Origin of the sequence: Mesorhizobium sp. M0633 (assembly GCF_040320645.1) — a bacterium.
In the GTDB taxonomy this organism is placed as follows: domain Bacteria; phylum Pseudomonadota; class Alphaproteobacteria; order Rhizobiales; family Rhizobiaceae; genus Mesorhizobium.
The window spans coordinates 1-12,711 of sequence record NZ_JAMYQC010000005.1; the positions used below are offsets into that span (position 1 = coordinate 1).

Sequence of the window (12,711 nt, forward strand, 5' to 3'; positions counted from 1 at the left end):
GAAGGGGAATGGCGAACCGCTGATCCTGCTCTCTGGCAACATGCGCCCGGTGTGCGAGCTGGTCGACCGCAGCGGCGTGTTCCGGCGCGGCCGCATCGTCGCGTATTTGCGCACGCAGGACACGGACGGGAACGAGATCGTCTCCTACATCACCGGCGCCAAGACCGGGCAGGCGGAACTTGCGGCGTAACGGCCAACGCCGAGCCACAGGCGCTAACACGCCCTCCCTTCCGAACCATTCTCAAAGGAAAACTCTTCATGCCTCTTCGCTTTGCTCTTCTCGGTGCCGGCCGTATCGGCAAGGTCCATGCTCGCGCCGTCGGTTCCAATCCTGAGGCCAGGCTGGTCGCAGTTGCCGACGCCTTCGAGAAGGCGGCGACCGATCTGGCCTCTGCCTATGGCGCCGAAGTGCGCAGCATCGATGCCATCGAGAAGGCCGGCGATATCGATGCGGTCGTCATCTGCACGCCGACCGATACCCATGCCGATCTGATCGAACGCTTCGCCAAAGCGGGTAAAGCGATTTTCTGCGAAAAGCCGATCGACCTCGACGCCGCCCGGGTGGAACGTTGCCTGGCCGTCGTCGACAAGGCCGGCGCCACCCTGATGGTCGGCTTCAACCGCCGCTTCGATCCGCATTTTGCCGCCGTGCGCAAGGCGATCGACGACGGCGCCATCGGCACTGTCGAAATGGTGACAATCACCTCGCGCGATCCCGGCCCGCCGCCGCTCGACTATATCGGCCGCTCGGGCGGCATCTTCCGCGACATGACCATTCATGATTTCGACATGGCGCGCTTCCTGCTCGGCGAGGAGCCGGTGGCGGTCAGCGCGCATGCTTCGGTGCTGGTCGACAAGAAGATCGGCGAGGCCGGCGACTTCGACAGCGTCAGCGTCATCCTCGAAACTGCCTCCGGCAAGCAATGCGTTATCTCCAACTCACGCCGCGCCACCTACGGCTACGACCAGCGCATCGAGGTGCATGGCTCGAAAGGCATGATTGCGGCCGAGAACCAGCGGCCGGTGTCGATCGAACTGGCCAATGAGAAAGGCTATACGCGGCCGCCGCTGCACGATTTCTTCATGACCCGTTATCTCGACGCCTATGCTAACGAGATCGCTGCCTTCATTGCGGCAGCGACGTCAGGCAAGAAGGCGACGCCGAGCGGCAAGGACGGGCTGGTGGCGCTCAGGCTGGCGGATGCGGCGCTGAAATCGGCCAAGGAAGGCAAGACCATCCGCCTCGACAAAACAATCTGACTATCAAGCACAGGAGCAAGGCGATGAACGGTTCAGCCGGTCGCAATTCCGAAACACGCGCCATCGTCACCGGCGGCGCACAAGGCATCGGCTTTGCCGTCGCCGAAGCGCTGGCCGATGAGGGCTGCCGGGCGCTGGCGCTGATCGGCCGCTCGCAGGAGAAGGGCGACAAGGCTGTCGCCATCCTCAAGGGGGCAGGCGTCGATGCCATCTTCATCAGCGCCGACGTCTCAAAAGTGGCCGACTGCAAGCGTGCGGTCGAAACGGCGATTGGCCATTTTGGTACCGTCAACGCGCTGGTCAACGCCGCTGCCACCTCGGCTCGCGGCTCGCTGGTCGAGACCTCCGAGGATCTGTTCGACCAGATATTCCAGACCAATGTGCGCGGCCCGTTTTTCCTGATGCAGGGCGTGGTGGCGCATTTGCTGGCGCGCCAGGTACCGGGCTCGATCGTCAACGTGCTGTCGATGTCGGCGCATTGCGGCCAGTCGTTCCTGGCGCCCTATTCGTCGAGCAAGGGAGCGCTGGCGACACTCACCAAGAATGTCGCCAATGCCTATCGCGGCAATCGCATCCGCTGCAATGCGGTGCTGCCCGGCTGGATGGACACCGAGGGCGAGGCGATCGTGCAGAAGAAATGGCACGACGCGCCGGAGGACTGGTTGGAGAAGGCCGAAGCCGCGCAGCCGATGGGCCAATTGGTGAAGCCGGCGCAGCTTGCCCGGTTGATCAGCTATATGATCAGCCCGCAGTCCGGCGTCATGACCGGGTCGCTGGTCGATTACGACCAGAGCATCGCCGGGGCGTCACCGGAATAACGCCGGCAAGTCTAGCGGAACGCCGCCCATCACTTCGTCATCCACGGGCGGAGCAAGGAGCGCAGCGACGCGACGCAGACCCGAGGATCCATGCCGTGACATCTAGGCGTCGCTACAATGCAGAATTTAGTTCCGCAGCACTCCTCGGCCAAGGCAACGGCATGGATCCCAGGGTCTCCGCGACGGAGCTCCGCTCCTGCTTCGCCCTGGGATGACGAAGTTCGGGGGCTTCAGCCAATCGCGAATGGGCTGGAGTAAACCTCCTCCTCACCAGGCACGTGACAAGCGCCTCCGCGTCGACTATATCAGCCCTCATGATCAACCTGACCGCCACCTATTGGTACTTTATGAGCTCGCTGGCGGCGGGAGGATTGCGCTCGATCTGAAGATTGCAGCAACAATATCCGAACAGCCGCCAGACCTGGCGGCTTTTTTGTTTCAGCCGGCAGGTCTCCCAATCAGGAGCATAAGCCGTGTTGACGACCACAGACGATGTTCGGGTCAAAGAAATAAGGGAATTGAGCACGCCGGACGAGGTGATGCGGGAGATACCGCGCAGGCTGACGGCGACGCGCACCGTTGCCGCGTCACGCAATGCGATCCACGCCGTGCTGACCGGCACCGACGATCGGCTGGTGGTCGTCGTCGGCCCCTGTTCGATCCACGACCCGGCCGCCGCCGTAGACTATGCCAGCCGTTTGGCATCGCTGCGTGAAAACCTGTCGGACCGGCTGGAGATCGTGATGCGGGTTTATTTCGAGAAGCCGCGCACGACGGTCGGCTGGAAGGGCCTGATCAACGATCCCGACCTCGACGGCAGCTTCAACATCGACAAGGGTCTGCGCATGGCCCGCAACGTGCTCTCGGCGGTTAACAATCTCGGCCTTCCCTCAGCGACCGAGTTCCTCGACATGACAACTCCGCAATACATTGCCGACCTCGTCGCCTGGGGCGCGATCGGCGCACGCACGACAGAGAGCCAGATCCATCGCGAGCTCGCATCGGGCCTCTCCTGCCCGGTCGGCTTCAAGAACGGCACTGACGGCAATCTGCGGATTGCCGCCGAGGCGGTGAAGTCCGCCGCCCAGCCGCATCATTTCATGGCGGTGACGAAGGGCGGGCGCAGCGCCATCGCGACGACCACCGGCAACGAGGACTGCCACGTCATCCTGCGCGGCGGCATTGCGCCCAACTATGACGCGGCAAGCATAGCTGCTGCCTCCGCTGAACTCGGCCGGATCGGCGTGGCACCGCGGCTGATGATCGATGTCAGCCACGCCAACAGCAACAAGAAGCCGGAAAACCAGCCGCTGGTGGCGGCTGACGTGGCGGGCCAGATCGCGGCGGGCGACGAGCGCATCATCGGCATCATGATCGAGAGCAATCTGGTCGCCGGCCGGCAGGAGGTCGTGCCCGGCAAGCCGCTTGTCTATGGCCAGAGCATCACCGATGGCTGTATCGACTGGGAAACCACCGAAACGGTGCTGCACGGCCTTGCCGACGCCGTCGAGCAGCGCCGGTCGGCGCGACGCGCCATGATCGCTGGCCGTCCGGGAGCCGCCTGAGGCAGCCAATGCCGGCCCTGTCCCTTCTCCCCTTGTGGGAGAAGGTGGATCGGCGCGCAGCGCCGAGCCGGATGAGGGGTGCTGGAAGAAACTTGGCGTAAAATATTGAGGGATTTTAAGCGGTTATTTCTTCGCTGTAGCGATCCGTCCAACACCCCTCATCCGACCGAGCTTCGCTCGGCCACCTTCTCCCACAAGGGGAGAAGGGGCTTATTACCGCACCTCCACCCAGCGCTGTTCCGCGAACGAGCGCGCCATCGCGTGCACCGTGCGCTCGATCTCCAGGCCTTCGTCGAAATCGATGATCCGCGCCGGCTTGCCGGCAAGTCGCGTCAACAGTTCCCGGCATTCGATAATCTTGAGGTCATTAAAGCCAAGGCCGTGGCCGGGCGCCGGCAGGAAGGCGTCATAAGGCTTATGATGCGGCGCCACCAGGATGGTGCGATAGCCTTGCTCGGTCGGCCGGTCGGCCGTCAGATAGAGTTGGAACTCATTCATCCGCTCCTGGTCGTACAGGATCGAGCCCTTCGAGCCAAAAATCTGGATGGCGATCCGGCCTTTGCGGCCCCAGGCCGAACGGTTGACCAGCAGCGTGCCGGCGATGCCGTTTTCGAGATGCATCAGGATGCTGGCGATGTCGTAGGTCTCGACCGCGCGGCGCCCGCCCGAGGCGACGCGGCGGTCGGCATAGGGTCTGGCCATGTCGCACATGACGCGGGCAACGCGGCCGAACAGTACGGCGATGAGCGACAGCGGATGCACGGCGAAATCGTCGAGCGCGCCGTAACCGGACGCCGCCTCGTGCTTCCAGAAGAACAGCGCCTCCGGATCGGCCATGAAGTCCTCGTCCATCTCGATACGCAGATGGTTGACCTCGCCGATGATCTTCTCGTCGAGCAGCGCGCCGATATGGCGGATCGCTGGGTTCTGAATATAGTTATAGCCAAGCGCGGCGACCTTGCCGGACTTTTGGGCCGCCGCGGCCATTGCTTGCGCCTCGGCGAAGCTCGGCGCCATCGGTTTTTCACACCACAGATGCTTGCCGGCTTCGAGGATGGCGATGGCCATTTCCGGGTGGAACTGGTTCGGCGTTGTCAGCGAGATGACATCGACATCCGGGTCGTCGACGACGGCGCGCCAGTCACCGGACGCCTTGGCGAAGCCGAATTCGCTGGCACGGCGTTTGGCAAGATCCTCGTTGACCTCGCCCAGATGGACCAGCCTTGGCTTGGCCACATCGGGAAAGACGGTGCCGACCGCGTTCCAGGCAATGGCGTGGCACTTGCCCATGAAACCCGTGCCGATAAGACCTACCCCGACCATCCGCTTGCCTCCTGTGTGCAAAATTTGTGTGGATGAATTAGTCCATTTTGTCTGCAGATGGAACGCTTGTCTCATTTTTTATGGTGTTCTTGCACAGGCCCGCTATGATGGGGCACAGAGGGAACCAGACGATGAGCCTGGGCGGAGCGACGATGGACGAACGGGTGCCGCGCGATTTCGAGACGCTGCGGGCGACGATCCTGGAGCGGCGCCACAGCCTGCCGAAACGTATCGCCCAGATCGCCGCCTATGCGCTCGACAACCCAGACGATATCGCCTTCGGCACCGCTGCCAGCATCGCCGCTTCCGCCGGTGTCCAGCCTTCGACCCTGATCCGCTTTGCCCAGCAGCTTGGTTTTGATGGTTTCACCAGCCTGCAGTTGGTGTTTCGCGAGCGCCTGCGCGAGCGCAACTCGTCCTACGATGAAAGGCTGGCGGCATTGCGCGCCAAGGCCGAGGAAGGCGCCGGCCACCGCGCGATTTTCGACGGTTTTGTTGCCGCAGCCAGTACCTCGCTCAACGACATTTCGCGCACGCTAAATGAAGACCATTTCGAAGATGCAATCACCGTGTTGGCCAAGGCCGAAACCATTTACGTGCTGGCCAAGCGGCGCTCCTACCCGGTCGCCTCCTATATCGCCTATGCATTGGGCAAGCTCAAGATCCGCAACCAGCTGATCGAATCGGCCGCCGGCCTCAATGCAGAGATGATCGGCTTTGCCTCTCCAACGGACGCCGTGATCGCCATCAGCTTTTCGCCCTATGCCCCGGCCACCATCGAGGAGGCGCGCGTCATTTCGGAGCAAGGCGTGCCGATCGTGGCGATTACCGACAGCTCCTTTTCGCCACTCGCCCAATTCGCCAGGGTCTGGTTCGAGGTCGCCGAGGCCGATTTCGCCGGCTTCCGCTCGCTGTCGGCGACGATGGCTTTGGCTATGGCGCTGACCGTCGCGGTCGGCGAGAAGCGGCGCGATACTGGCAAGAAGCGCAAGCCTTAGATCACCTCTATTGCCGTTTCGCCTTCTGCCGAAAGCCGCGCTGCGTCGCGGGCAGGCGGCGACCCGAACTGGCGGGCATACTCCCGGCTGAACTGGGAAGCACTCTCATAGCCGACGGCGAAGGCGACACGTGCGACGTTGCCCGGCTGGGCAATCAGCAGATGGCGGGCTTCCAGCAAGCGGATTTGCTTTTGATACTGGATTGGGCTCATGGCCGTCGCCGCCTTGAAGTTACGATAAAACGCAGCACTGCTCATACGGGCAATCTCGGCCAGATCGCCGACCCGGACCGGCTGATGGGGATGCGAACGGATCCAGGCGATCGCCCGGCCAATCCGGGACAGATGGCCATCGGCGCGCGCAAGTTCACGAAGCTTTCCGCCTTGGGGGCCTTGCAAGAGCCGAAACAGCATCTCCCGCTCGATCATGGTCGCGAGCACGGGAATCTCCGCTGGCCGGTCAAGCAGCCGCATCATTCGACGCAACGCGTCGAGCAGATCGTCATCAGCGGGAGAGGTGGAGAAACTGTCGCCACTGAAGGCCGGCGCGTGCTCGACGAGGAGCGCGGCGACGGCCTGCAGGTCAAGGGTCAAGCCAATGGCCAGGTAAGGACGCGCCGCGCTCGCTTCGATTATCTGGCTGATGGTGGGCGTCTCGACAGTATAGATGAAATAGCTGGCCGGATTGTAACGAAGAGCCCGGTCGCCGATCAGAACCGTCTTCGCGCCCTGCAGTACGAATAAGATCCCCGACCCCCACACCCCTGACAATGGCGGCGTGGCGACTTCGCTGCGGCCGATCGAAACGCGGGGAACCGCCGTTCTTGTTCGTCGCCCGCGCGCATGGCGGCTGGCGATCTCGATCAACTCCTGCAGCGCTTCGCTCATTGCGCCAGCATCGCGCATTCGCACCGGCGGCGCAACAGCGTGAGAGGATTAGGCAAGAGCCGGAGAATTTCCGGCGCGCAATCCCCGCTGCCTCGCACCATTTGTGGGTCTTCCACAAGAAAAATGGAGACACCGATTATGAGAACATCGAAAAGCGCGCTGGTGACCGGCGCCAACAAGGGTATAGGCCGTGAAATCGCCCGGCGACTGGCGACCATGGGGTTCAAGGTCTGGCTCGGCGCCAGGAGCGCCGAACGCGGCATGGCGGCGGCGCAGGCATTGCGCGCCGAAGGCCTCGACGTGGAGTGGCTTGAGCTGGACGTCACGCGGGATGACAGTGTGAAGGCGGCAGCCGAGGCATTCAGGCAGGCCAGCCCCTGCCTCGACGTGCTGGTGAACAACGCCGGCGTCGCCATCAATTACGACCTGCCGCCGAGCCAGCAGCGGATCGCCGACATCCAGGCCACCTACGACGTCAATGTCTTCGGCCCGATCCGCGTGACCCAGGCATTCCTGCCGCTGCTGCTAGCAGCACCTGCTGCCCGGATCGTGATGGTGAGCAGCTCCACCGGGTCCATCGGCCGGGCGCTCGATCCCGCCACTGCGAACCACGCCGTTAACATGATGGGCTACGGCAGCTCCAAGACAGCCTTGAATGCCATCACGGTGGCATTCGCCAGGGAGCTCGCGCCCCAAGGCATCAAGGTCAACGCCGCGGCGCCCGGCTACACTGCCACCGATCTCAACGGGTATAAAGGTCACCGCACGGTGCAGCAGGCGGCCGAGATCGTCATTCACCTGGCGACCCTGGACGCCGATGGCCCGACCGCCGGGTTCTTCAACGATGATGGCCCGCTTCCTTGGTAAATCAGCTGGTTTCAGTGGTAGACACTTGACGTTCGTCTGACTTCAAAGTTTCTGAACGCGCGAGCCTTGCACAGCACTTTTCAGCCTTGGGAATGCTCGTTCCATATTGACTATGGATTGGAATTATTATTTCATATTGCCGGCGCCACGCTGCCGCGCGTGTTACCCAAGACAACAAAGCCGATGGGAGGTTCGAATGGGCGAAGCCGTGGAAGCGAGACATGCGCCGCTCGACATCATCACAATCGGCCGCGCTTCCGTCGATCTCTATGGTCAGCAGATCGGCTCGCGCCTCGAGGACATTACTTCCTTTGCCAAGTCGGTCGGCGGCTGTCCGGCCAATATCGCGGTCGGTACTGCCAGGCTCGGCCTGCGCTCGGCGCTGCTCACCCGCGTCGGCAATGAGCAGATGGGCCGCTTCATCCGCGAGCAGCTGACCCGCGAGGGCGTTTCGGTCGAAGGCCTCAAGACCGATCCGGAGCGGCTGACCGCCCTGGTGCTGCTGTCGGTCGAGGATGAAGGCGTCTCGCCGATGATCTTCTATCGCAGCGATTGCGCCGACATGGCGCTTTCGAAAGACGATATCGATGAGGCGTTTATCGCTTCGGCACGCGCGGTCGTCGTCACCGGCACGCATTTTTCACGGCCCAACAGCGACGCCGCCCAGCGCAAGGCGATCCGTGTCATGAAAGCCAAGGGCGGCAAGGTGGTGTTCGACATCGACTACCGCCCCAACCTCTGGGGTCTCGCCGGCCACGCCGAAGGCTTCGAGCGCTATGTGAAATCCGACCGCGTCTCGGCGCAGTTGAAGACGGTGCTGCCCGATTGCGATCTCATCGTCGGCACCGAAGAGGAAATCATGATCGCCTCGGGCGCAGACGATTGCCTGAGCGCGCTGAAAACCATCCGCTCGCTGTCGGCGGCAACCATCGTGCTGAAACGCGGCGCCATGGGCTGCATCGTCTATGACGGGCCGATCAGCGACGACCTCGAGGACGGTATCGTCGGCAAGGGATTTCCAATCGAGGTCTACAATGTGCTCGGCGCCGGCGACGCCTTCATGTCGGGCTTCCTGCGCGGCTGGCTCGGCGAGGAAGGCCTGGCGACGGCGGCGACCTGGGCCAATGCCTGCGGCGCCTTTGCCGTGTCGCGGCTGCTCTGCGCACCGGAATACCCGACTTTCGAGGAATTGCAGTTCTTCCTGAAAAACGGCAGCAAGCATCTGGCGCTGCGCAAGGACGAGGCGATCAATCACATCCATTGGGCGACCACGCGCCGGCGCGACATCCCCTCGCTGATGGCGTTCGCCTGCGACCACCGCGTCCAGCTGGAGGATGTCGCGGCAAAAGCCGGCGCCGATCCGTCGCGAATCCCAGCTTTCAAGGTGCTGACGGTCAAGGCTGCGGCCAAGGTCGCGGCTGGCCGCGCCGGCTACGGCATGCTGCTCGACGAAAAATACGGACGCGAGGCGATGTTCGAATTCGCCCACCATTCCTTCGCCTGGCTCGGCCGGCCGGTCGAGTTGCCGGGTTCGCGACCGCTTCGCTTCGAGTTCTCGCAAGACATAGGTTCGCAACTGACCGAATGGCCGGTCGACCACTGCATCAAGTGCCTGTGCTTCTATCATCCCGACGATCCCGCGGCGCTGAAGAGCGAACAGCAGCAGAAACTGCGCGCTTTGTTCGAGGCCGCGCGGAAAATGGGCAGAGAACTTCTGGTCGAGATCATCGCCGGCAAGCACGGCAGGCTCGACGACATGACCATCCCGCGCGCGCTCGAGGAACTCTACGCACTCGGCATCAAGCCCGATTGGTGGAAGCTCGAACCGCAGGCATCGGCCGGCGCATGGGCAAAGATCGAGGCGGTGATCCTGAAGAACGATCCGTGGTGCCGCGGGATTGTGCTGCTTGGCCTCGAAGCGCCGCAGGACGAATTGGAAGCGGCCTTTGCTGCCACCGCCAAGGCGTCTATCGTCAAGGGCTTTGCCGTCGGCCGCACCATCTTCATCAACGCGGCCGAACAATGGCTTGCCGGCAAGATGTCAGACGATGAAGCGGTTGCCGACATGGCATCTCGCTTCGAGAGACTGACCGAGGCATGGCTTGCGGCGCGCGGCCGCAAAGCAGCATAAGAAGGCGCGGCATAAGGACTGCGGAGGAACCGACATGACCAAGACAATCCGCCTGACGATGGCGCAGGCGCTGACCCGCTTTCTTGCTCGACAGATGACCGAGATGGACGGGAAGAAAGTGCCGATCTTCGGCGGCGTCTGGGCGATCTTCGGCCACGGCAATGTCGCCGGCGTCGGCGAGGCGCTCTACCAGGTTCGCGACGAACTGCCGACCTTTCGTGCCCATAACGAGCAGGCAATGGCGCATGCCGCGATCGCCTACGCCAAGGCCAATTTCCGCCGTCGCTTCATGGCCGCGACCAGTTCGATCGGCCCCGGCGCGCTCAACATGGTGACCGCTGCGGCACTTGCGCATGTAAACAGGTTGCCTGTCCTGTTTCTGCCAGGCGACGTCTTCGCCAATCGCATTCCCGATCCCGTCCTGCAGCAGGCCGAGGATTTTTCCGACGGCACGGCGACGGTCAATGACTGCCTCCGCCCGGTGTCGCGCTATTTCGACCGCATCACGCGGCCGGAGCAGATCATGCCGGCGCTCAACCGCGCCATGCAGGTGCTGACCGATCCCGCCGAATGCGGCCCGGTGACGCTGGCGCTGTGCCAGGACGTGCAGGCCGAGGCCTATGACTACCCCGAGAGTTTCTTTGCCGAGCGACTCTGGACGCCGCGACGGCAGCGCCCGGACCGCAACGAACTGGCGGCCGCAGTCGCGGTACTCAAAGCGGCGAAAAAGCCGCTGGTGATCGCGGGCGGCGGCGTACTCTATTCGCAGGCGTCCGAGGAGCTGGCAAAACTGGTGCAAGACACCGGCATTCCGGTCTGCGAGACGCAAGGCGGCAAATCCTCGCTGCCAGACGATCATCCGCTGAACATGGCTGCGGTCGGCGTTACCGGCACCTCGGCGGCCAACAGGCTGGCCGAAGAGACCGACGTCGTGCTTGCCGTCGGCACCAGACTGCAGGATTTCACCACCGGCTCCTGGGCGCTGTTCAAGAATGCCGGCAAGACCCTCATCGGGCTCAATGTCCAGCCTTTTGACGCCGGAAAGCACCAGGCGCTGCCGCTGGTCGCCGATGCGGCGGAAGGGCTCGCCGAACTCGCTGCGGCGCTGAAAGGCTGGAAAGCCCCTTCAGACTGGACCGACAATGCGATTAGCGGCAAGAAGGAATGGCAAGCGGATGCCGACAAGGTGACGGCGTCGACCAATGCCGCCTATCCGTCCGACGCGCAAGTGATCGGCGCAGTACAGCGCGCCATGGGCTCCGGCGTGGTACTGCTTCATGCCGCCGGCGGCTTGCCCGGCGAATTGCACAAGCTATGGCAGGCGGGCGCGCCCGGCTCCTATCACGCAGAATACGGCTTCTCGACAATGGGCTACGAAATCGCCGGCGGGCTTGGCGTCAAGATGGCCAAGCCGGACGAAGAGGTCGTGGTGATGATCGGCGACGGCTCCTATCTGATGCTCAATTCCGAGATCGCGACCTCGGTGATGCTCGGCCTCAAGCTGACCATCGTGCTGCTCGACAACCGCGGCTATGGCTGCATCAACCGGTTGCAGATGGCGACCGGCGGCGCCAACTTCAACAATCTGCTGAAGGACGCCCGTCACGAAACCTTGCCCGAGATCGACTTCGCCGCGCATGCTGCGAGCATGGGTGCGATTGCCGAAAAAGTGCCATCGATCGCCGGGCTGGAAACGGCGCTGGCGCAAGCGAAGAAGAACACGCGAACGACCGTGCTGGTCATCGACACCGACCCGCTGGTTTCGACCGAGGCCGGTGGAAGCTGGTGGGATGTCGCAGTGCCGGAAGTCTCGGCACGGCCGCAAGTGAATGCGGCGCGCAAGAAATATGAGGAAGCGCTGAGCGGGCGGGTTTCTTTAGCCATCCGCGAACGCGCCTCGAATGTCTGAAACTGGAGTGACGACTTGAAAGCCAAACTGGGCATGTCCCCCATTGCATGGTGGAACGACGATCTTGCCGAACTCAGCGATGATGTGTCGCTGGAGGAGTGCCTGCGCCAGTCGCGCTCGGCTGGCTTTACCGGAATGGAAATGGGCCGCCGCTTTCCCAACGATCCGCAAATCATGCTGCCGATCCTGAAAGAGGCCGACGTGACGCTTTGCGGCGGCTGGTTCTCGGGGACGCTGGTCGACGAAGACATGGCGAAGAACAAGGATCGTATCCAGCCGATGATCGACCTGTTCAAGGCGGTGAACGCGCCCTGCATCGTCTATGGTGAAGTCGGCCGCTCCATCCAGGGCGACCGCTCGAAGCCGCTCGCCAGCAAGCCCAGGCTTTCGGACGAGGAAATGAAAGCCTACGCCCGGCGGCTCACGCAGTTCGGCGAATGGTGTGCAGAGCAAGGCATGCGGCTCTCCTACCATCATCATATGGCGGCAGTAGTTGAGACCGAGCCAGAGCTAGATGCCTTCATGCGCTATTCGGGAGAAGGCATTCCATTGCTGCTCGACGCGGGTCACCTGGCCTTTGCCGGCGGCGATGTGCTGCGCGCTATTGATAACCACCACCCGCGCATCAACCATGTGCATGTGAAAGATGTGCGCATGGAGGTGATCGCGGGACTGGATCGCGAGAAGCAATCGTTCCTCGACGCGGTGGCACTTGGCGCCTTCACCGTGCCGGGAGATGGCTCGCTGGATTTTGGCGCCATCGTCCAGAGGCTCGCCGACCATGGCTATGAAGGCTGGTTCGTGGTCGAGGCCGAGCAGGATCCGAAGAAGAACCCGCCGCTCAAGATGGCGCAGGTCGGCTACAAGGAATTGATGCGGGCTATGACGGCGGCCGGCTATACGGTGGAGACACAGGGCTTTCCCAATGCTTGAGGCTCGCGAGGAAAGGTGTT

General features: G+C 62.9%; 10 protein-coding genes and 1 pseudogene. 9 read left to right on the plus strand and 2 right to left on the minus strand.

Features of this window, described 5'->3' with window-relative positions:
* The 4 genes and pseudogenes from NKI47_RS06430 to NKI47_RS06445 form a co-directional block, all read left to right on the plus strand.
* Positions 1–190: pseudogene (locus tag NKI47_RS06430) on the plus strand (sugar ABC transporter ATP-binding protein); the annotation flags it as partial.
* A gap of 68 nt (positions 191–258) precedes the next feature.
* Positions 259–1,260, plus strand: a complete 1,002-nt coding sequence (iolG, locus tag NKI47_RS06435; RefSeq protein ID WP_023677518.1) for an inositol 2-dehydrogenase — start codon at positions 259–261, stop codon at positions 1,258–1,260.
* A gap of 23 nt (positions 1,261–1,283) precedes the next feature.
* Complete coding sequence (locus tag NKI47_RS06440; protein ID WP_023677517.1) at positions 1,284–2,078, plus strand: SDR family oxidoreductase; 795 nt, start codon at positions 1,284–1,286, stop codon at positions 2,076–2,078.
* Positions 2,079–2,551: 473 nt separating this feature from the next.
* Complete coding sequence (locus NKI47_RS06445) at positions 2,552–3,643, plus strand: 3-deoxy-7-phosphoheptulonate synthase (RefSeq protein WP_352588506.1); 1,092 nt, start codon at positions 2,552–2,554, stop codon at positions 3,641–3,643.
* Between the two features lie 213 nt (positions 3,644–3,856).
* On the opposite strand, the gene NKI47_RS06450 is transcribed toward NKI47_RS06445, so the two are convergent.
* Entirely contained in the window at positions 3,857–4,966 is a 1,110-nt protein-coding gene (locus NKI47_RS06450) for a Gfo/Idh/MocA family protein (protein WP_352588509.1), read from the minus strand.
* Positions 4,967–5,118: 152 nt separating this feature from the next.
* On the opposite strand from NKI47_RS06450, the gene NKI47_RS06455 reads away from it, so the two are divergent.
* On the plus strand, positions 5,119–5,964 hold the full coding sequence (locus NKI47_RS06455) for a MurR/RpiR family transcriptional regulator (protein ID WP_352588944.1): 846 nt from the start codon (positions 5,119–5,121) through the stop codon (positions 5,962–5,964).
* Here the strand turns inward: NKI47_RS06455 and NKI47_RS06460 are convergent.
* Entirely contained in the window at positions 5,961–6,851 is an 891-nt protein-coding gene (locus tag NKI47_RS06460) for an AraC family transcriptional regulator (protein WP_352588511.1), read from the minus strand. The two genes, NKI47_RS06455 and NKI47_RS06460, sit on opposite strands and share 4 nt — an antisense overlap.
* Before the next feature lie 138 nt (positions 6,852–6,989).
* Between NKI47_RS06460 and NKI47_RS06465 the strand changes: the two genes are divergently transcribed.
* The 4 genes from NKI47_RS06465 to iolE all read left to right on the plus strand — a co-directional run bounded on the left by NKI47_RS06465 (position 6,990) and on the right by iolE (position 12,691).
* Positions 6,990–7,718, plus strand: a complete 729-nt coding sequence (locus NKI47_RS06465) for an SDR family oxidoreductase (protein WP_352588514.1) — start codon at positions 6,990–6,992, stop codon at positions 7,716–7,718.
* 196 nt (positions 7,719–7,914) lie between these two features.
* Positions 7,915–9,849: a bifunctional 5-dehydro-2-deoxygluconokinase/5-dehydro-2-deoxyphosphogluconate aldolase gene (locus tag NKI47_RS06470; protein ID WP_352588517.1), complete on the plus strand. Its 1,935-nt coding sequence runs from the start codon at positions 7,915–7,917 to the stop codon at positions 9,847–9,849.
* 34 nt (positions 9,850–9,883) lie between these two features.
* Positions 9,884–11,758: a 3D-(3,5/4)-trihydroxycyclohexane-1,2-dione acylhydrolase (decyclizing) gene (iolD, locus tag NKI47_RS06475; protein WP_352588519.1), complete on the plus strand. Its 1,875-nt coding sequence runs from the start codon at positions 9,884–9,886 to the stop codon at positions 11,756–11,758.
* Between the two features lie 15 nt (positions 11,759–11,773).
* Entirely contained in the window at positions 11,774–12,691 is a 918-nt protein-coding gene (gene iolE, locus NKI47_RS06480) for a myo-inosose-2 dehydratase (protein WP_352588522.1), read from the plus strand.
* Positions 12,692–12,711: the final 20 nt, after the last annotated feature.